The sequence below is a fragment of the Micromonospora sp. NPDC006766 genome, assembly GCF_040636055.1.
Classification (GTDB): Bacteria; Actinomycetota; Actinomycetes; order Mycobacteriales; family Micromonosporaceae; genus Micromonospora.
The window spans coordinates 1-21,278 of the sequence record NZ_JBEYIX010000039.1 but is presented as its reverse complement, the minus strand read 5'-3'; the positions used below and the strand labels follow the sequence as shown (position 1 = coordinate 21,278).

At 69.6% G+C, this 21,278-nt stretch carries 10 protein-coding genes and 1 pseudogene; 8 read left to right on the top strand and 3 right to left on the bottom strand.

Going from position 1 to position 21,278, the window contains the following annotated elements; all coding sequences use genetic code 11:
• The first annotated feature begins 25 nt into the window (after positions 1 to 25).
• The 6 genes and pseudogenes from ABZ671_RS24540 (at position 26) to ABZ671_RS24515 (ending at position 18,527) form a co-directional block, all read left to right on the top strand.
• Complete coding sequence (locus ABZ671_RS24540) at positions 26 to 2,731, top strand: BTAD domain-containing putative transcriptional regulator (RefSeq protein ID WP_357862212.1); 2,706 nt, start codon at positions 26 to 28, stop codon at positions 2,729 to 2,731.
• A 521-nt stretch (positions 2,732 to 3,252) separates the two neighbouring features.
• A complete protein-coding gene (locus ABZ671_RS24535) occupies positions 3,253 to 9,486 on the top strand; it encodes a protein kinase (protein ID WP_357862209.1) in 6,234 nt (2,077 codons plus the stop codon).
• A 54-nt stretch (positions 9,487 to 9,540) separates the two neighbouring features.
• Entirely contained in the window at positions 9,541 to 12,477 is a 2,937-nt protein-coding gene (locus ABZ671_RS24530; protein ID WP_357862207.1) for a DEAD/DEAH box helicase, read from the top strand.
• On the top strand, positions 12,477 to 16,577 hold the full coding sequence (locus tag ABZ671_RS24525) for a DNA methyltransferase (RefSeq protein WP_357862205.1): 4,101 nt from the start codon (positions 12,477 to 12,479) through the stop codon (positions 16,575 to 16,577). The genes ABZ671_RS24530 and ABZ671_RS24525 overlap by 1 nt, the downstream gene beginning before the upstream one ends.
• 126 nt (positions 16,578 to 16,703) lie before the next feature.
• Entirely contained in the window at positions 16,704 to 17,846 is a 1,143-nt protein-coding gene (locus ABZ671_RS24520) for a hypothetical protein (protein WP_357862203.1), read from the top strand.
• Positions 17,847 to 17,848: 2 nt separating this feature from the next.
• Positions 17,849 to 18,527 (top strand): annotated as a pseudogene (locus tag ABZ671_RS24515) (DUF6308 family protein).
• Here ABZ671_RS24515 and ABZ671_RS24510 read toward each other — a convergent pair.
• From ABZ671_RS24510 to ABZ671_RS24500, 3 genes are read right to left on the bottom strand one after another with little or no spacing between them, the layout of a single operon-like run.
• Positions 18,522 to 18,758, bottom strand: coding sequence for a GntR family transcriptional regulator (locus tag ABZ671_RS24510; RefSeq protein WP_357862200.1), 237 nt, complete (start codon positions 18,756 to 18,758; stop codon positions 18,522 to 18,524). The pseudogene ABZ671_RS24515 and the gene ABZ671_RS24510 sit on opposite strands and share 6 nt — an antisense overlap.
• A 14-nt stretch (positions 18,759 to 18,772) precedes the next feature.
• Positions 18,773 to 19,000 (bottom strand): GntR family transcriptional regulator, encoded by a 228-nt coding sequence (locus ABZ671_RS24505; RefSeq protein ID WP_357862198.1) that lies wholly within the window; start codon positions 18,998 to 19,000, stop codon positions 18,773 to 18,775.
• A gap of 33 nt (positions 19,001 to 19,033) precedes the next feature.
• Positions 19,034 to 19,234 (bottom strand): AlpA family phage regulatory protein, encoded by a 201-nt coding sequence (locus tag ABZ671_RS24500; protein ID WP_357862196.1) that lies wholly within the window; start codon positions 19,232 to 19,234, stop codon positions 19,034 to 19,036.
• A 129-nt stretch (positions 19,235 to 19,363) separates the two neighbouring features.
• Here ABZ671_RS24500 and ABZ671_RS24495 point away from each other — a divergent pair, with 129 nt between their 5' ends.
• Positions 19,364 to 19,666: a hypothetical protein gene (locus ABZ671_RS24495; protein ID WP_357862194.1), complete on the top strand. Its 303-nt coding sequence runs from the start codon at positions 19,364 to 19,366 to the stop codon at positions 19,664 to 19,666.
• A gap of 211 nt (positions 19,667 to 19,877) precedes the next feature.
• A complete protein-coding gene (locus ABZ671_RS24490) occupies positions 19,878 to 21,119 on the top strand; it encodes a helix-turn-helix transcriptional regulator (protein ID WP_357862192.1) in 1,242 nt (413 codons plus the stop codon).
• The last annotated feature ends 159 nt before the right edge of the window (positions 21,120 to 21,278 follow it).

The window sequence follows — 21,278 nt, the reverse complement described above, 5'->3', positions numbered from 1 at the left end:
ACACACGGGCGCGGGGGATCGCGGCATGGAGGTTCGGATTCTCGGCCCGATCGAGGTGCGGTCGTCGGGGAACCCGATCGACGCCGGCCCGTCCCGGCAACTGGCCGTCCTGGCCGTGCTCGCCGTCGAGGCCGGCCGCACCGTCTCACCCGATGCGTTGCTCGACCGGGTCTGGGGCGATAACCCGCCCAGGCGCGTCCGGCACAACCTGCACGTCTACATCTCCCGCATCCGTCAGGTGCTGGCCGCCGCCGGCGCACCGGGCACTGTGGTCCGGGGTCCCGGCGGCTACTCACTCGACCTCCCGGCCGAGGCGATCGACGCCGGCCGGTTCCGTGACCTGGTGTCCCGGGCCGACGGCTCGCCCGATCTGCTCGGCGAGGCCCTCGAGCTGTTCCGGGGCGAGCCGCTTGCCGGCCTGACCGGAGAGTGGGCGGCCCGCGAGCGCGAGGCCTGGCAGCGGCGCTACGTCGAGGCGTCGCTGCAGTGGGCCGCGGCCAAGCAGCAGGCCGGGGACATGAGCGGCGTGGTCGAGTCGCTGTTACGGTTGTCGGCCGCGCATCCCTACGACGAGGCCGTCGCCGCCCGGCTGCTGCGCGTACTCAATGCGAGCGGGCAGCGGGCCCGCGCGCTGGACCACTATCAGGTGGTGCGGACGACGCTCGCCGAGGAGCTGGGCACCGAGCCCGGTGCCGAGCTGCGCCAGCTGCACCAGCAGCTGCTGCGCGACGAACCCGCAGCCCCGGCGCCGCGGCGCGGTCCGGCTCTGCTGCCGCCCGACGCGTACGGGTTCATCGGCCGCGAACCGCACCTGGCCCGCCTGGATGAGACGCTCACCCGCGTCGCCGACCAGCCCACCGCCATGCCGATCTGCGTGGTCACCGGCCCGCCCGGGGTCGGCAAGACCACCCTGGCCGTGCACTGGGCGCACCGCGTCCGTGACCGTTTCCCGGACGGTCAGCTCTACCTCGACCTGCGTGGCTTCGGACCTGGCTCGTCCGCACTGACCACCGGGCAGGCTGTCCGCCGCTTCCTCGACGCGCTCGGCGTCGCGTCTCGCCGCGTCCCTGCCGATGTGGACGCCCAGCTCGACCTTTACCGCAGCGAGATGGCCGGCCGCCGCGCGCTGGTGCTGCTGGACAATGCGCATGATGTGGAGCAGGTCCGCCCGCTGCTGCCCGGCAGCTCCGGCACCGTGGTCGTGGTGACCAGCCGCCGCCGGCTGACCGGGCTGGTCGCTGCCGACGGCGCATGGCCGGTGCCGGTGGACGTGTTCAGCGACGCCGAGAGCCGGCAGTTCCTGCTGCGGCGCATCGACGACGGCCGGGCCGACGCCGACCCGGTCGCCGTCGCCGAGCTGACCGCCCGTTGCGGACGGCTGCCGCTGGCGCTGGCCATGGTCGCCGCGCGGGCGGTGCTCGAGCCGTCCTTCTCGATCGCCGAGCTCACCACCGACCTGGCCCGGCCCGGCGAGCGGCTGGACGCGCTCGACCTGCGCTCGGTGTTCGCCCGCTCCTACGCCGCCCTCGACCCCGCCGCCGCCCGCCTTTTCACGCTGCTGGGCGCCTGGTCCGAGCCCGAGATCACCCTCGCGGCCGTGGCGAGCGTGGCCGGCGAGCCGGAGGCTGAGGCCCGCCGGACGCTCGGCCGCCTCGGCGAGGCGCATCTGGTGGCCGAGCGGCCCCGCTCACGCTGGGTGCTGCACGATCTGCTCCTCGAGTACGCGGGGGAGCTGCCCCTCGCCGACGAGGACCGCCGGGCGGCCCTGCACCGTGGGTTCCAGCACCTGCTGCATACCGCGGTCGCCGCTGATCTGGCACTGAACCCGCACATCGAGCCGGCCCCGCTCGTCCCGGCGCGGGCCGGCGTGGTGGTCGAGCCCATCGCGACGAAGAACGAGGCGTTCGACTGGTTCAACCGAGAGCTGACCGGCCTGCTCACGGCGATCGAGAGGGGCGAGCGTACGCCCGGTTTCACCGAGTACGTGCCCCCACTCGCCGAGGCGCTTTGCACGTTCCTGCACCGGAACGGCTACTGGACCGAGCAGGCCAGGGTCCAGATGGCGGTCCTTCGCACGGCCCGCCGGCTGGGTGAGCCGGCGCTGGAGGCCCGGGCGCATTTGAGGCTCGCGCATGCGCTGACCACCGGCCGGGACGGGGAGGCGGAGGAGCACTATCTCGCCGCCATCGACCTCTATCGCGGATGCGGCGACATCGACGGCCAGGCGCAGGCGCACCGGCACCTCGGCTGGCTATACGAGACACGCGAGCGCTACGCCGAGGCGCTGGACCAGGCCGAACGGGCGCTGGAGCTGGCCTCGGCGGCCGGGAGCGACCGCTCGCTGGCCGAGGCGCTGAACTCCGTCGGGTGGCACAACCTGTTGCTCGGCCGCCTCTCCGGGGCGGTCGACTTCTGCGAACGGGCCGTGGAGCTCCACCGGAGGCTGGGCAGCCGGGCCGGCGAGGCGGCCGCCCTGGACAGCATCGGCTTCGCCTATCACCGACAGGGCCGCCAGCCCGACGCCATCCGATACTACGAGCAGTCACTGGCGCTGTTCCGTGCCGTCGGCGCCCGGCTGGACGAGGCCGAGGTTCTCGACCATCTCGGCGACGCGCACGTCGCCGCCGGCTCCACCGAGGCCGCGCGGGCGGCATGGCGGGAGGCGGCGACGATCCTGGATTCGCTCGGCCAGGACTGGGCCGAGGTGGTGCGCGCCAAGATCACCGACTGACTCCGGGTGACCGCCCGGTTGCTGTCCGGCGGTTGGAGGCTCTTGAGTCGGCTATCCGACAGATAGCTGTCTGGGTGCTCCGCTCGTGCAGCTCACCGCAGGCGGGCTGGCTCGCCGCGTGCTGGCGCTGGGAAACAGCCAACAAGGTAGCGGCTGACGATTGGGCTGGCTGCGCCTTCGTCGGTGAGAAAGTCGCTGGTCAATGCCCCTTTCGGCGATAGCCGGCCCGAGGCCGTCGAGCCTGATGAATGGCGCCAATGCCATTCCACCGGAAGCGGAGAAGACTTCAACGATGGCTGTCAAGTGCTCGACGTTCGGCTGAGCATCCTCGCTGACCGGACGAATGCCGCGCCGCGGCTGGCGGTCCATACTCCACGGACGGCATCGCGACCAAGGCTTCGAAGGGACAGGGCGTCGGAGCTAGTCCCGTGAACGGGACCGCGACGGGCGGGTGGGGGCACCCGGCCCAGAGCGGATAACCGTTGCGTTCGCCGTGCACGACGAGCTGGGGGCGTGTGAGGTTGACCGGGGCACATGACTGGGTGGCGGGCCGGTTCCGTCTCCTGAACGCTATTGGCAAGGGCAACATGGGCGAGGTCCATCGCGCCGAGGACATGAACGCGGGAGAGGGCTCCGCCGACCGCGTCGTCGCGTTGAAACTGATCCTGCGCAGTCGCTCGGGCGCCAGCATCGACACGTCCGCCGACAGCAACGCCAAGCAGCGGTTCGAGCGTGAGGTGCGCATCATGCGCAGGCTCAGCCACCCCAACCTGCCGCGTATCATCGCCGGATCGGTCGGCCCGGACGTGCTGCCGTACATCGCCATGGAGCTCCTGGACGGCGAGACCCTGCGGGACCTGGTGTCCGAACATCCGCAGCTGCCGATCTCGTGGGTCGCCGCCCTCGGCGCGCAGATCGCCGACGGGCTCTCCGCCGCGCACACGGCGGACGTGGTGCACCGCGACCTCAAGCCGTCCAACGTCATGGTCGTCCGCGACGGCACGGTCAAGGTCCTCGACTTCGGCATGGGCCGGATCCTGGACGACACCGAGGCCGGCAAGGTCACCAGCACCAACGTCACCGTCGGCACCGCCCGCTACATGGCCCCCGAACAGTTCCTCGCCGCCGCGGTCACCCCGGCCGCGGACCTGTACGCGCTCGGCTGCGTCCTGTTCGAACTGCTGACCGGCGTGCCGCCCTTCCTGAGCGAGTCGTCGCACGAACTGGGGCAGAAGCACCTGCAGGAGCCCGCCCCCTCGGTCCGGCTGCTGCGCTCGGACGTGCCGGACGACCTGGTGCGCCTGATCGACCGCCTGCTCGCCAAGGAGCCCGCCGACCGGCCGGCGGATGCCGCAGCCGTACGACAGGCGCTCCTGCCACTGGCCACGGGCGCCGAGACGGTCGCCGGATGGGAAGTCTTCAACCCGGTGCGCTACGTCGCCGCCAGCCGAGGCAGGGTTACCGTTCCGGCGCCCGCCGCCTCGCCGGAAGAGGGTGTCCTCACCCGCCCGGCCGGCGTGGGCATGGACGTCTTCGGGGTCCACGAGCAGCTCATCAACGACTACCGCGACTTCACCCAGGGCAGCACCATCATCCGCGACGATCGGATCGCCACGTTCGTCGAGGACGACCTGACCGCCAAGTCACAGTGGCCGGACCCCTGGGTGTCGCTCAACCCGTTCTTCGCCTCGGGCGGCTCGATCCTCGAACTCGTGAGCCAGGGCGTGCTGCACGAGGAGTGCGCGCGCATCTTCCAGGCCGGCAAGACCGAGGCCGGCAGGGCGTGCGACGGCCGCCCGCTCACGCTGCACCAGCACCAGCGGGAGGCGATCGACAAGGCGCAGTCCGGCGCGTCGTACGTGCTGACGACCGGGACCGGCTCCGGCAAGTCGCTGTCGTACATCGTGCCGATCGTCGACCGGGTGCTCAAGGTCCGGCAGCAGGAGGGGCCCAAGGCGGCCAAGCGGGTCCGGGCGATCATCGTCTACCCGATGAACGCGCTGGCCAACAGCCAGCTCAAGGAGCTCGACAAGTATCTGCGGGACGGCTACGGGCCGGGCCGCGAGCCGGTCACCTACGCCCGGTACACCGGCCAGGAGAGCGACGAGCGGCGCAAGGAGATCCGCGACAGCCCGCCGGACATCCTGCTCACCAACTACGTGATGCTGGAGCTGATGCTCACCCGCCCGGACGACCGGCGGTCACTGATCAGGATGGCGAGCGGCCTGGAGTTTCTCGTCTTCGACGAGCTGCACACCTACCGGGGGCGGCAGGGTGCCGACGTGGCGCTGCTGATCCGCCGGGTGCGGGAGGCCTGCCAGGCGCAGCACCTGCAATGTGTGGGCACCTCGGCCACCATTTCCAGCGAGGGCACGGCCGCCGACCAGCGGGCCGTGGTGGCCCGGGTCGCCACCACCCTGTTCGGCACCGAGGTCACGCCGGCCAACGTGATCGGCGAAACCCTGGTCCGCGCCACCGCCGACGCCCCCGACACCGTGCCGGCCGAGCGGCTGCGCGCGCCGGGCGCGCCGCGTGCCTACGCCGATCTGGTCAAGGACCCGCTCGCCCGCTGGATCGAAACCCGGTTCGGGCTCGCGGTCGAGGCTGGTCAGCTCGTTCGGCGGAAGCCCGCCAAGATCGAGGACGCGGCGGTCGTGCTCGCCGAGGCCAGCGGGCTCACCGTGGCCGACTGCGCGAAGGCCATCCGCCGTACGCTGAAAGCCGGTTCGGAGGCGCGGCACCCGGTCACCGAGCGGCCCCTGTTCGCCTTCCGGCTGCATCAGTTTCTCTCCAAGGGCGACACCGTCTACGTGACCCTGGAGGACGAACTCACCCGTCACCTCACCCGCGACTATCAGCTTGTCCTGCCCGGTTCGGGGGGCAAGATCCTGCTGCCGCTGGCCTTCTGCCGCGAGTGCGGCCAGGAATACCCCACGGTGTGGCGGACCACCCGGGACGGCGACACCGTTTACGAGCCGCGCCGCGACACCATCGCCACGGGTGGCCACGCCACCGACGGCTACCTCTACATCGACTCGGATCGGCCCTGGCCGGAGAGCATCACCGAGGCCATCGAGGATCGGCGGATCCCCGAGTCCTGGCTGGAGGTCGACGGCAACGGGCAGGAGACGGTCCGCACCAACTACCGCGACCGGCTGCCGACCGCGATCACCGTCGACCCCTACGGCTATGAGGGGCGGGGCGCGCTGCGGGCCGCGTTCATCCCGTCGCCGTTCCTGTTCTGCCCACACTGCGGGGTCAGCTACGAGCAGACCCGGGGCAAGGACTTCGCCAAGCTCGCCAGCCTCGACCAGGAGGGGCGGTCGTCGGCGACCTCCCTGGTCTCGGCCTCCATCGTCCGCTCGCTGCTCGCCGCGCCCGCCGAGGCGCTGGACAAGAAGGCGCGCAAGCTGCTGACGTTCGTCGACAACCGGCAGGACGCTTCGCTGCAGGCCGGGCACTTCAACGACTTCGTGCAGATCACCCAGCTACGCGGCGCGCTCTACCAGGCGACCGTCAAGGCCGGCGAGGACGGCGTCACCCACGAGCACCTCGCCGCCCAGGTGACCGAGGCTCTCCAGCTCAAGGCCGGCGACTACGCGCGGGGCGAGGACCTGCCGCCGTTGATGGCGAAGAACGCCGCGAAGACGCTGCGGGACGTGGTGGCCTTCCGCCTCTACCTCGACCTCGAACGAGGCTGGCGGATCACCATGCCCAACCTGGAGCAGACCGGCCTGTTGGAGATCGACTACCAGGATCTGGACTGGCTCGCGGGTAACCAGGACCGCTGGTCGAAGGCGCACGAGGTGCTCCGCCACGCCGAGCCCGAGCGGCGTGCCGAGATCATGCGCGCGCTGCTGAACGAGATGCGGCGGGCGCTCGCCATCGACGTGCAGTATTTCCGGGACGACTTCGACATGCTTCAGCGGGCCAGCGAGGAGCGCCTGATCGACCCGTGGGTGCTGTCCGTGAGCGACAGCCCGAAGGTCGGCACCGCGTACCCGCAGCCGTCGGGGCGGGGCATGGACCGTTCCGGGTTGTTCCTGTCCGGCCGGGGCAAGTTCGGCAAGTATCTGCGGCGGGTGCACTTCGGCACGGAGCTGACGTTCGCCGACGCGCAGGACGTCATCGCCGACCTGCTCAAGGTCCTCGCGGCAGCCGGCCTGGTCACCGAGATCGAAGCCGCGCCGCAGCGGGCCGGACGGTTCCGGGGCCCGGCCGGCCCCCGCACCACCGGTTACCGCGTCTCGGCGGCGTCGCTGATCTGGCGGGCCGGGACCGGCGAGGCCGGCAGCCACGACCCGCTGATCCGCACCTATGCCAGTGGCGACGGCCCACGGGTCAACACCTTCTTCCGCGACCTGTACTGCAGCGCGGCGGGCACGCTCGCCGGCCTCGCCGCCCGTGAGCACACCGCCCAGGTCGACCCGCTGGAGCGCGAGAAGCGGGAGGAGTTGTTCCGTAAGGCGGAGCTGAAGCTGCTCTACTGCTCGCCCACCATGGAGCTCGGCGTCGACATTTCCGAGCTCAACGCCGTGATGATGCGCAACGTCCCGCCCACCCCGGCCAACTACGCGCAGCGCAGCGGCCGGGCCGGGCGTTCGGGGCAGCCGGCGCTGGTGACCACCTACTGCGCCACCGGCAACAGCCACGACCAGTACTATTTCCGCCGCTCCGAGCGGATGGTGGCCGGCGCGGTCGCCCCGCCCCGCCTCGACCTTGCCAACGAGGACCTGGTGCGGTCGCACGTGCAGGCGATCTGGCTGGCCGAGACGGGGATCAAGCTGGGCCGGGCCATCCCGGAGACCATCGACATCAGCTATCCGGAGGACTCGCGGCTGCCGAACCCGGGCCTGGCGTTGCTCGACCACATCAACGCCACCCTGCATGACACCCGGTCGCAGGAGCGAGCGGCCACCGCCGCCCGCCGGGTCTTCGCCGGCCTGCTGCCCGAGTACGAACAGTCGAGCTGGTGGGACGACCGGTGGATCGAGGACACCGTCCGCACCACACCGGAGCGTTTCGACCAGGCCTTCGACCGGTGGCGCGGCCTGTTCAAGGCCGCCCTGGTCGATCAGGCCGAGCAGAACCGGCGGGTGCTCGACCACACCCTGTCCGAGCGGGACCGGCGGATCGCCGTCGGCCGCCGCAAGGAGGCCGAGACCCAGCTCAACCTGCTCAAGAACGAGAGCGTCGACAGCAAGTCGGTGCTGTCGGACTTCAACCCGTACCGCTATCTGGCCAGCGAGGGGTTCCTGCCCGGCTACTCGTTCCCGCGGCTGCCGCTCGCGGCCTACGTCCCCACCACCGGCCGCCGGTTCGGCGACGGCGACTACCTGCAACGGCCCCGCTTCCTCGCCATCCGCGAGTTCGGCCCCGGCGCGCTCATCTATCACGAGGGCGCCCGCTACCAGGTCACCCGCATCCAGCTACCCCCGGACGCGGCGGGTGACGTGGTCACCGGCGAGGCGCGCCGCTGCGCGCAGTGCGGCTACCACCACGACGCGAAGGAGAAAGCCGACCGCTGCCAGATGTGCGACGAGCCGCTCGGCGAGACGACGACCGGCCTGCTGCACCTGCACACCGTCTACACCAAACGCCGGGAACGCATCTCCTCGGACGAGGAGGAACGCCGCCGGGCGGGTTTCCGCCTGGTCACCTCGTACCGCTTCCACGACCACGGCGCTCGCCCCGGCCGTCGGGACGCCATCGTCTCCGACGCCGCCGGGGGCCTGGCGACCCTCTCGTACGGCGACTCGGCGACCGTACGCATCACGAACGTCGGGCGCGTGCGCGCCAAGCCGGACGAGTCGGACGGGTTCTGGCTCGACCCCGCCGACGGGCGGTGGATGAACGAGCGCGACGCCAGCGAGGCGTCCGGCGACTCCAGCGAAATGCCGGTCGTCGACGCCGACGGCAACGAGAAACGCCGCAAGAAGCGGGTCATCCCGTACGTGGAGGACCGGCGCAACATCCTCGTCCTCAAACTCGACGAGGCGCTTGAGGCCGACGTCGCGCTCTCCCTGATGTACGCGCTGGAACGCGGCATCGAGGCGGAGTTCGAGTTGGAGGACTCGGAGCTGACCACCGAGCTGTTGCCGCCGAACGACGGCCCGCGTGAGCGGATGCTGTTCACCGAGGCGGCCGAGGGCGGCGCGGGCGTGCTGCGCCTCATGCAGGCCGACCGGCACGCCCTGGCGCGGGCGGCAGCCGAGGCACTGGCCATCTGCCACTTCACGCCCGACGGCACCGACCTCGGCGGCCCGCACAAGGACCGGCCGTGCGCGCTGGGCTGCTACGAGTGCCTGCTCACCTACGGCAACCAGCTCAACCACCGGTCCATCAACCGGCACGCGGTGCGGGATCTGCTGCTGCGCTTCGCCGCCGCCACGGCCGCCCCCACCGGTCAGGGCGAGTCGCGCACCGAGCAGCTGCAGCGGCTGACCGCGCAGTCGGACACCGCGTTGGAGGCCAAGCTCATCACCTGGCTCAAGGAACGCGGTCTGCGCCTGCCCGACGAGGCGCAGACCCTGGTCACCGAGGCGCTGGCCCAACCCGACTACGTCTACCGGCTGCCCGGTGCGACCGTCGCGGTCTTCGTGGACGGGCCTGTGCACGAGCACGAGACGGTCGCCCAACGTGATCGCGACGCCGAGGAACGGCTACGCGACGCGGGCTGGGAGGTCGTCCGTTTCCCGCACGACGGCGACTGGGCCGCGATCGTCGACGAAAACCGCTACTGCTTCGGCGGCTGACCCGCCAACCCCGCCCCCCCACAACCGCACAACACGACGCGCGAGGACCCCCTCATGACCACCCCCTTCAGCGCCGGCACGCTGGTCTCCGCCCGAGGCCGCGACTGGGTCGTACTCCCGGAGAGCGCACCGGACATGCTCGTCCTGCGCCCCTTGGGCGGCGCGGACGACGACATCGCGGCCGTCTTCCCCGCCTTCGAGAGCGTGAGCAGCGCCGAGTTCGCGAACCCGTCGCCCACCGACCTCGGCGACGCCCAGGCGGCGGGCCTGCTCCGCTCGGCGCTGCGGATCGGCTTCCGCTCCGGCGCCGGCCCGTTCCGCTCGCTCGCCGGGATCGCCGTCGAACCCCGCGCCTACCAGCTCGTGCCGCTGCTGATGGCGCTGCGGCAGCAGACCGTCCGGATGCTGATCTCCGACGACGTGGGCATCGGCAAAACCGTCGAGGCGGGCCTGATCGCCAGCGAACTGCTCGCCCAGGGCAGCGCGCGCGGGCTGGCCGTGCTCTGCGCGCCCGCGCTCGCCGAGCAGTGGCAGGCGGAGCTGCGTACGAAGTTTGGCATCGACGCCGAACTGGTCCTCGCTTCCACGGTGTCCCGGCTGGAACGCGGCCTGGACCTGGGGCAGTCGCTGTTCGACCGGCACCCGCACGTGATCGTCTCGACCGATTTCATCAAGTCGACCCGGCACCGCGACGACTTCGTCCGGCACTGCCCCGACCTGGTCATCGTCGACGAGGCGCACACCTGCGTGGCCGCCGACGACGCCACCGCCAGCCAGAACCAGCTCCGCTTCGAACTGCTCCAACGGGTCGCCGCGAAGGCCGACCGGCACCTGCTGCTGGTGACCGCGACCCCGCACAGCGGCAAGGAGGGTGCCTTCCGCAACCTGCTCGGCCTGCTCAAACCAGAACTGTCCACTGTCGATCTTGGCTCGGACGCCGGCCGCCGGACCCTCGCCCAGTATTTCGTGCACCGCAAGCGCGCCGACGTGCGCCAATATCTCACCCGCGAGGACGGGCTCGCCGACGACAGCCTCGCCGAGGAGACGTCGTTCCCCACCGACCGACACTTCAAGGACGAGACGTACAAGCTGTCGCCGGCCTACCGGGCGCTGCTGGACGACGCCATCGCGTACGCCAGTGAACGGGTGACCGCCGCGGACCAGCGCGGCCGGCGGGAGGTCCGGATCGCCTGGTGGTCGGCGATCGCCCTGCTGCGTTCCCTGGTCTCGTCGCCGCGCGCCGCCGCGCAGACCCTGCGCACCCGCTCGGCGACCGCCACGGCCGCCACCGCCGAGGAGGCCGACCGGCTCGGCGCCCCACTGACCAGCGACTTCTCCGACTCCGACGCCTTGGAAGGGCTCGACGTGGCCCCCGGCGCGGAGACCGTCGAGCTGGACGCCGGGGCGCGGCTGGCCGAGCTGGCCGACCGGGCCGCCGCCCTGGAGGGCACCACCGACGACCGGAAACTCGCCACCCTGGTCACCCAGCTGAAGGCGCTGCTCAAGGACGGCTACCACCCGATCGTCTTCTGCCGCTACATCCCCACCGCCGAATACGTCGCCGAACACCTCGACGGCAAGCTCGGCAAGAAGACGATCGTCCGCGCGGTGACCGGCACCCTCTCCCCGCAGCAGCGCCTCGAACGCATCGAGGAACTGGCCCGCGACGCCGGCGACGACCCCGCCGCCCGCCGCGTCCTCGTCGCCACCGACTGCCTTTCCGAGGGTGTGAACCTGCAACATCACTTCGACGCCGTCGTCCACTACGACCTCGCCTGGAACCCCACCCGCCACGACCAACGGGAGGGCCGCGTCGACCGGTACGGGCAGCGGCGCACCGTCGTGCGGGTCATCACCCTCTACGGCAGCGACAACGGCATCGACGGCAAGGTCCTCGACGTCCTCATCCGCAAGCACCGCCAGATCCGCAAGGACCTCGGCATCTCCGTCTCCGTGCCGGACGCCGCCTCCTCCGGGGTGACCGACGCGATCGTCGAATGGCTGCTGCTGCGCGGCCGGGACGGCGAACAGGGCAGCCTCTTCGACGCCGACGAATACCGCGCCCTCGACAAGAAGGCCACCGCCCTGGCCGCCGAGTGGCAGTCCGCCGCCGAACGGGAGAAGGCCTCCCGCTCCCGGTTCGCCCAGCAGACCATCAAGCCGGAGGATGTGGCCCGCGAGGTCGCCGCCGTCCGCGACACCCTCGGCCGCGCGCAGGAGATCACCACCTTCGTACGCCAGTCGCTGCGTGCCCTCGACGGCGTCCTGCGCGCCGACCCGGCTCGGCCGGGCGACTTCACCGCGGAGCTGAGCGGCACCCCCGCCGGGCTGCGCGACGCCCTCGCCCCGGTGCTCGGCGGCGACGCCGTGGAGACCGGCCGCCCGGTCCCGTTCCGCGCCACCGCGGCCGTCGCACGCGGCGAGGCCGCCCTGGTCCGCACCGACCCGGCGGTGGTGGCGCTCGCCGGGTACGTGCTCAACGCCGCCCTCGACGACCAGGCCACCGGCCCCCGCCCGGCCCGCCGCTGCGGCGTCATCCGCACCCGGGCCGTCACCACCCGCACCACCCTGCTGGTGGCCCGCTACCGCTTCCACCTCACCCTGCCGTCCCGCACCGGCACCCGGCAGCTCGTCGCCGAGGACGCCCGGCTGCTCGCCTTCCAGGGCGCACCCACCAACGCCCGCTGGCTGTCCACCGGCGACGCCCTGGCGCTGTTCGACGCCACCGCCGACGCCAACACCGACCCCGGCTTCGGCGAACGCACCATGCGACGGGTCCTCGACGAGCTGCCCGCCGTCGACGACCACCTCCGCGCCTACGGCGAGACCCTCGCGGCCGAACTGCTCGCCTCGCACCGCCGGGTACGCAGCGCCTCCGGCGAGATCGTCCGAGGCCTCACCGTCACCGTCCAGGACCGCGCCGACGTCCTCGGCGCGTACGTCTACCTGCCCGTCGCCGCCACCCCCACCGCCGTCGGAGGCACCGCCTGATGTCCGCCACCGCCCGCAACCAGGTCTTCACCGCCGTACACACCATCGGCGGGCTGCTCCCCGCCGACATGCTGGTCCGCATCGCCGAGGGCCGGGACGTCAGCGGCGCCAAACCCGCCGACTATCGGGTGGTCGGCTCCCGCTCGGTGCGCGACGACGCCGAACGACACTGGGACTATCTCAAGGCGGTGTGGCAGGACCTGCGCGGCAAGCTGCCCATCGCCCCGGAGGCGGACGCCCCCGCCGACCCGACCGGCCTGGCCGTCACCCAGTGGCTCGAACCGCTGTTCACCGAACTCGGCTTCGGCCGGCTCACCGCGCTCGCGGAAACCGGCATCACCTCCGACGACGGCGGCAAGACCTTCCCGATCACCCACCGCTGGAACCACGTCCCGGTGCACCTGGCCCCCTGGAACGCCGGCCTGGACAAGCGCCCGGCCACCGGCGGCATCCCACCGCAGTCGATGGTGCAGGAATGTTTGAACCGCTCCGACGCGCACCTGTGGGCGGTCATCACCAACGGCCGCCAGCTCCGGCTGCTGCGCGACTCCAACGCCCTCGCCACCGCCTCGTACGTCGAATTCGACCTGGAAGCCATCTTCGACGGCGAACTGTTCAGCGAATTCGTCCTGCTGTATCGGCTGCTGCACGTCTCCCGCTTCGAGGTGGGGGAGGGGACGGCCCCGTCAACCTGCTGGCTCGAAAAGTGGCGCACCGAGGCGATCGCCGCCGGCACCCGCGCCCTCGACCAACTCCGCAAGGGCGTGCAGGACGCCATCACCGCCCTCGGCACCGGCTTCCTGCGCCACCCCGACAACGGCACCCTGCGGGAGAACGTCGACCCGCAGGCCCTGCACAACGCCCTGCTGCGCCTGGCCTACCGGCTGCTCTTCCTCTTCGTCGCCGAGGACCGCGACGCCCTGCACCACCCCGACGCCGACGAGCAGACCCGCGAACGGTACGCCGCCTACTTCTCATCCGCCCGGCTGCGGACGCAGGCACGCCGCCGCCGGGGCACCACGCACAGCGACCTCTACCAGGCACTGCGGATCGTCCTCGACACGCTCGGCAACGAGAACGGCCGCCCCGAGCTGGGCCTGCCCGGCCTCGGCGGCCTCTTCGACCACGACCCGGGCGCGGACACACCGCTGGACGGCCTGTCGCTGTCCAACGAGTACCTGCTGACCGCTGTCCGGCACCTCTCGCAGGTGCGCGACGCCGGCACCCGCCGGTGGCGGTCGGTCGACTACCGCAACCTGGACGCCGAAGAGCTGGGCTCGATCTACGAATCCCTGCTGGAGCTGGTGCCGAAGCACAGCGCCGTGGACCGCACCTTCGAGCTGGTCGAACTCGCCGGCAACACCCGCAAGACCACCGGCTCCTACTACACCCCGTCCTCCCTGATTGAGTGCCTGCTCGACTCGGCGCTCGACCCGGTCATCGACGATGCGGTCAAGCGCGGCGAGCAGGCCGCCACCGCCGCCGGGCAGCCCGACCCGAGCGACGCGATCGTCAACGAGCTGCTGTCGCTCACCGTCTGCGACCCGGCCTGCGGCTCCGGCCACTTCCTGGTCGCCGCCGCCCGCCGAATCGCCAAGCGGGTAGCCGCCGTCCGCGAACGCAACCCCGAGCCGACCGTCGACGCCGTCCGCCACGCCCTGCACGAGGTCGTCGCCCGCTGCATCTACGGCGTCGACATCAACCCGATGGCCGTCGAACTCGCCAAGGTGTCGCTCTGGATGGAGGCGCTGGAGCCGGGCAAGCCGCTCAGCTTCCTCGACGCCCACGTGAAGTGCGGCAACGCGCTGATCGGGGCCACGCCCGCGCTGCTCAAGCAAGGCATCCCCGACGCGGCCTTCAAGCCCATCGAGGGCGACGACAAGAAGTACGCCAAGGCCCTGGAGCGCCAGAACGCCGAGCAGCGGAAGCAGCAGCTCAGCTTCTTCGACTTCGAGGGGGAGACGAAGGTGGCCAACAGCGTCTTCGCGCTGAGCCTGCGCCGGATCACGGCGGCCCCCGCCAACAACCTCGGCGATGTTCGCAGGCAGGCCTCCGCCTACCAGAGCTGGAAAACCTCCGACGAGTACGCCCGCGCCCTGCACGTCGCGGACGCCTGGTGCGCAGCATTCATGTGGGAGAAGACGCCGGACGCTCCGCCCGCCGTCACACACGGTGTCTTCTGCGCGCTGGAGGACCCGAACGCCTCGGCCGCGCCGCAGGCGACCCACGACGAGATCACCCGGCTGCGCCAGCAGTACCGGTTCTTGCACTGGCACCTGGAGTTCCCCGAGGTCTTTGAGGTCCCCGAGTATGGTGCGGGCGTCGAGCCAGCGACGGGCTGGGCTGGCGGCTTCGATTGCGTCTTGGGTAACCCACCGTGGGAGCGCATCAAGCTCCAGGAGCAGGAGTTTTTCGCGCAGCGGGACGAGGCGATCGCGACGGCGGCGAACGCTGCCGCACGGAAGAAGCTGATCGCCGCGCTCAAGGACGACGAGGACCGCCGCTCGCTGTACAAGGAGTTCGAGGCAGCCAAGCGGAAGGCGGAAGGCGAGAGCCACTTCCTGCGCAACGGCGGGCGTTATCCGCTCACCGGCCGCGGCGACATCAACACCTACGCGGTCTTCTCCGAAACCGACCGCATCCTGACGGCGCCGCAGGGCCGAATGGGCGTGATCGTACCGACGGGCATTGCGACGGACGCCACCACGCAGTTCTTCTTCAAGGACCTCGTGCTTAACGGATCGATCGTGGCCCTGTACGATTTCGAAAATGCGGCACCGCTATTCCCCGGCGTGCATCGCTCATTCAAGTTCAGCATCCTATCCCTCGCTGGGCGCGCGCTGCGTGAACCGGCCGCCAAGTTCGCCTTCTTCCTCCACGATCCAGCCGAACTGGGCGGCGCTGGCAAGTCGTTCACCCTTACCCCGCCCGAGATCAACCTCCTCAACCCCAACACCGGCACCTGTCCCGTCTTTCGCTCCCGCCGAGACGCGGAGATCACCCTCGGCATCTACCGGCGGGTGCCGGTCCTCATCAAGGAGGGCGACCCAAAGGGCAATCCGTGGGGTGTGTCATTCATGACGATGTTCCACATGTCCAACGACTCGCACCTCTTCCACACTCGCGGAGGACTCGAATCCGACGGCTGGACCCTCACCGGCAACGTCTTCACTAAGGGTTCCTCGAAAATGCTTCCGCTATATGAAGCGAAAATGATCCACCACTACGACCACCGCTGGGCTACCTACGACGAAGATGGCGATACCGGCGACCTCACGCTGGCAGAGAAGCAGGAGGTGGGCACGGTGGTTGTTCCTCGTTACTGGGTCGCCGAACGTGAGGTCGACGAGAAACTCGCTTCCAAGCATTGGAATCGGGGCTGGCTCCTTGGTTGGCGCGACATCTGTCGCGCGACTGATGAGCGAACGGCGATTATTGGGGCTTTTCCACTTGCCGCAGTCGGTAACAACCTCCCTGTATCAACGTTAACGAATCAGGGTGGAATTCTGGCGGCCTCCCTGGCTGGGATTCTTTCGTCTTTCGTCTTTGACTTTGCTGCGCGTCTGAAGGTGGGCGGTACCCACCTGAACTTCTTCATTTCACAGCAACTGCCGGTTCTTCCTCCGGAGAGCGTTCGGGTTCACGACCAGTTCGTTCGGGTGCGTGTCCTGGAACTCGTCTACACGGCGTACGACATGTCTCCCTTCGCCCGTGATCTTGGCGACGAGGGTGCACCCTTCCGGTGGGACGAGGAGCGCCGTGCGGTCATGCGAGCCGAGTTGGACACGTTTTTCTTCCACCTCTACGGCACGTCACGAGACGATGTGGACTACATCATGGAGACGTTCCCGGTCGTCAAACGCAGGGATGAAGCGAAGCACGGCAAGTACCGAATTAAGGAACTGATCCTCGCCGAGTATGACCGGATGGCTGCCGCCGGCGTTAGCCTGACCAACCCATTGGTAGACGGAGAGAACTACACCTCAACCCTCACACCGCCGCCCGGACACGGCCCCCGCCATCCGGTTACCCCTGTCATCCCTCGGCAGCGCACGGGGGAGTCCGACGTCCAACGAACAAGCCGGGTTCAGCCTGGTTAGTTAGGCTGCGGTTCTTTCCATCACCGTCGAGAGGCATCCTCATGCTTCATTGTGTCCTCGGTCAGTGCCTGCGAAGGGCGTTCGTTCAAGCCGTTCCGCTCGGCTCGCTCTCATGGGTGGCCGCCGATGACTGATCTGCGTGCAGTTGTTGAGCAATGCGTGCAACGGCAACGGCGCTGCCGCCAGCGCGGCCAGCGGCTCAACGAGCAGAACACCAAGGCAGCGCTGATCGATCCGGTGATCGGGGCGCTCGGCTGGGACCTTGTCGACACCGACGAGGTCCATCGCGAGTACAAGCGTGGCGGTCACGAGAATCCGGTCGACTATGCCTTGCTGCTGATGCGCACCCCGCGCTTGTTCATCGAGGCGAAGGGGCTGGAGGAAAACCTCGACGATCCACGCTGGGCCAACCAGACGATCAGTTACGCGACGATGGCCGGGGTGGAGTGGGTTGCCCTGACCAACGGTGCGGAGTGGCGAGTCTACAACGCGCATGCGCCGGTGCCGATCGAGCACAAGCTCTTCCGGGCGGTCCGGCTGGAAGATGACATCGATGGGGCCCTTGAACTGTTGTGCCTGCTAAGCAAGCAGAACATGGGCGACAACCGGATCGAGGAACTGTGGAAGGGCTTTTTCGTGGACCGGCAGGTCCACACCGAGTTGGCGGACCTGTTCGCAGGGTCGGACCCGGCATCGGACCTGGTCGACCTGCTTGATCGCCGGATGCCGAGGCTTAGCCGTGAGGAGATTCGGCAGAGCCTGATCCGCGCACGGGCCACCTTCGACTTTCCGATGTCGGCGGCGGTCGCCGCGCCGGCCCAGCGGCAACCCTCCGCGATCCAGACGTACGAGCCTGCCGTGCGGCGGAATGTGTCCGAGCCGCCGGCCCCGGCGATGCCGGCGTACCAGTCGCCAGCGACGAGAAGCTCGAAACGAGCCCCAGGCGTTACGCCGGACGAGCGGAGGCTGAAGCTCGTAGATCTCCTCGCCGCCGGGCGGCTGCGGCCGGGCACCACGCTTTTCGGTCGCTACCTCGGTAAGCAACACACTGCGGAACTGCTGGCGGATGGTCGGGTCCGTTACCTGGGGGAGGTTCACAACTCACCCTCGCGAGCGGGGGAAGCGGTGAAGATCGCGGTCCATGGCCGAGACATCACGGATACCCGCAAGGCGACCGACGGGCTCGACTTCTGGCAGGCCCAAGACGCGGTGGCGGGTGACGTGGTCACCCTCAAGGAGATCCGCCGTCGCCTCGCGTCGGGGAGGTAGCGATGCTATCCGGTTGGCTCGGATTACCCGACATCATTGCCGTGCTCGATGAAGAGCAGTCGATCGACGCACTACGAAGCTATTTTGCGCACGGCTCGAAGTCCTTCACAGGCAGTCAGTTCGAGGCGCTGGACGCTGGCCCTGCCGTTATACACCGTGACGTCGTGACCGCCGAGGACTTGGTCGCCGTTCAGTTGTTGAACGTGCGTGTCCCACCTGCAGTCGCCCTCGGCCTCCTGCAAGGTGGGTCAGCGGATCAGCGACGAACTGCGCAAGATCCCAATTGCGGTGGACCTGAGTGAAAGAATGGCCAGGCCATACATCGAGGACTGGGGTCCGGCCGGTCGCGCGTGGCAAATGCTGATGGACTGTCACGGCGTGAACAAGGCCATCGCCGGGAAGCTTCTGGCCCGCAAACGTCCGAGGCTTGTTCCTGTCTACGACAACGTGGTCGCGTGCGCGCTTCGTGGTCGCCACGGGTTCTGGCTTTGGCTGCACGAGCAGCTTCGGGCCGAGGGTCTTCTCCTGACCCGTAGGTTGCGCGAGCTCCGAGCTGACGCCGCCATCCCCGCCTACGTGTCCGACATCCGCGTTTTCGATGTCGTCTTCTGGATGCGGCATGAACGCGATCATCGGCGTCGGAGCTGTCCCGGGTTGCCGCGATCTCGTCAAAGTCTATGAGTCTTGCTCCGACGCGTCCGCTACGAAGACGCCGATGCCCATGCGGCCTACCAGTTCACCAAGCTCAATCATGGAGTCCAGCGCACGACGGACAGTCATGTGGCTCGTGTCGTACTTCTCAGCCAGGAGACGAGTAGAGGGGAGCTTGCTTCCTGGCGGGCAGATGCCAACCCGGATCTTCGCGCGGAGATCTTCTCTGATCTGGCGCCAGAGCGGCTGGGCGTACGGCATGTCGGTTACCCAGTTCAATCCAACGGCTTGGCGACAAAGACACCAACGCCTTGTCGGCCCTCCAGGACGCCTGCCTCGATCAGGAGGTCAACCGCCTTCCTGACAGTTACGCCCGAGGTCTCGTACTGCTCGGTCAGTTCCTTGGTCGTGGGCAGCTTCTCGCCGGGCTTCAAGATGCCGGCATCAATCTTGGCCTGGATCTCCCGCCGGATCCGTCGCCACAGTGGCTCGTAGAGCGCCATGGACGGAGTCCATCACAGCCGAGGGCCGGGGGGCTACCCTTCCGCGTCCTGAAGATCCGGCCGGTGATCTCTGACCCACCGCTCCACGTCCTCGGCCTGCCAGATCCGTCCGACCGACAGGACGGCCACCGGGTCAGGGAAGGACTTCGAGTTGGTGATCTGGTAGGCGCGCGTACGGGAGACACCGAGCATCTCCTGTACTTCCTGGCTCGCCATCAGTCGAAGCTTCCCCATGCTGTCACGGTAAGAGCATGCGAACTGAACACATGTTCTCTGTGCAGATGCACTGCGCATGTGAGTATGGGCGTGTAAGCTGTGCATCTGCTCACCTCGAACTTCGAAACCACCACGGACAGGAGGGGCATGGGCAGGCGGTGGAAGTGGTTCTTGCGGCCGGGTGACGTCGCGGTTGACCTGGTCGGGCAGGTCGTGCCGGATGGTGACGTGCCGGGGCGCTGGCGGCGGCCGGGCGCTGGGGACGGCGTACCCGATGGGGTGGTGACGTCGCGGTGCGACGGCGCGGTGGTCTACGAGCGGCCCGAGCGGCGGCGGGCGGCTGCGGCGCGGAACCCGCGCGCGGAGCGCGACGACCCGCGGCCGTCCGGCGAGCGGCGCGACGAGCGCCGGGGGAGCGGCCCGGCCGAGGGGCAGGGTTCGGATGGCTGAGGACATGGGGTCGACTTCTGGGGCGCGGGGGCCATCCCGGCTTTCGGCCTCGCCGGAAGGGGAGAGTGCTCGTGGTTGCTGAGGTTGTTCCGGTCGTGTTGGGCGGGTTGACGCTCGGGTTTCTGCTCGGGCTCCTCGCGTTTCGGGTCAAGGAGCGGTGGTGTCCGCGTTGCGGCGAGTCCACCGAGGCCATGCACCGGACGGAGGAACGATGAACAGCAGGCCAGGCCGGTACGTCGCCGGTGAGCTGCCACCCGGGCGGCGGGTGGCGCAGTTGCGGGCGCGACGTGGGATGACCCAACAGATTTTCGCCAACCGGATCGGCAAGTCGAAAAGCTGGGTCGACAAGGTCGAACGCGGCCTACGCAACCTCGACCGCTTCTCCACCATCGAAACGGTCGCCGAGGTCCTCGGCGTCACCCCGGAAATCCTGCTCTCCAAAGCAGCCCGATGGCCCGAACCTACCGGCCCCACCGCCGAAGCCCTGGAACGCGTACGCGCCGCGCTGGTCGGCTTCGACACCACCAGCACCGCCGGTCGACCGGGGCCGTTGCCGGCGGACGAGTTGACTCGCCGGGTCAACCACGCCTGGGAGGCCTACCGCCACGCCCACCACCCCCAGGTGCTACGCATGCTGCCCGACCTGCTCCACGACGCTCGCCACCTCACCACCACCAGCCAGGCCGACACCACCAACACCCTGATACGGGTCTACCGACTCGCCGCCCAGGTGCTGGTCAAACTCGACGAGCCGGAACTGGCCTGGCTCGTCGCCGACCGGGCCATGACCACCGCCGCCGGCGACCCACGCCACACCGCCATGGCGGCGATACCGCTGACCCAGGCGCTACGCGCTTTGAACCGGGGACGGCTGGCCATGACCGCCGCCACCACCGCCGTACAACCGCTTGCCCTCACGCCATCCCGGCCCGCTCCGCTCGACCATCTCGCCCTGGTCGGCATCCTGCACGTCCAAGCCGCACTCGCCGCCGCCACCTGCGACGACCCCACCGCCGTACGTCACCACACCCGCCAGGCCGACCACCTCGCCGCCGCTCACCGTGACCACCCGGACCACGACGGCGGCGGTGACCTCGATTTCGTGCCCGTCATGGTCGACCTCGCCCGCGCCCTGACCGCCGCCGAACTCGGCGACAGCCAACACGCCATCACCCTGCACCGTCAGGCCACCAGCGGCGACGCCTGGCGTCGGCTACCCGCCGAACACCGCGCCGCCCACCTCATCGACATCAGCCGCGCCTACCTCGACCTCGGCGACCACCGCGCCGCCGGCCAAGCCCTGGTCACCGCCGACCAGATCGCCCCCGCCGAAACCCGCACCCGCCCCGCCGCCCACACCGCCCTGACCACCCTGCTGCGCACCGGACCCACCACAGCCGACGTCACCCGCCTCGCCACCACCATGTCAACGGCCAATCAGATCTCCCCGTAGGCGGCCAGTAGTTTTCCCCGCTGGCGGCCACGGTTTTCTCCCCAGCGGCGGCCAGAGGGGCTGTCTCGCTAACGGTGTTTCCGGCGATCTTGGTTAGTAGGTTTCAGCGGCTGGGAAGCGGTCGCTGAAGGTGATGGCGAAGGCGTTCAACGCGGGTTT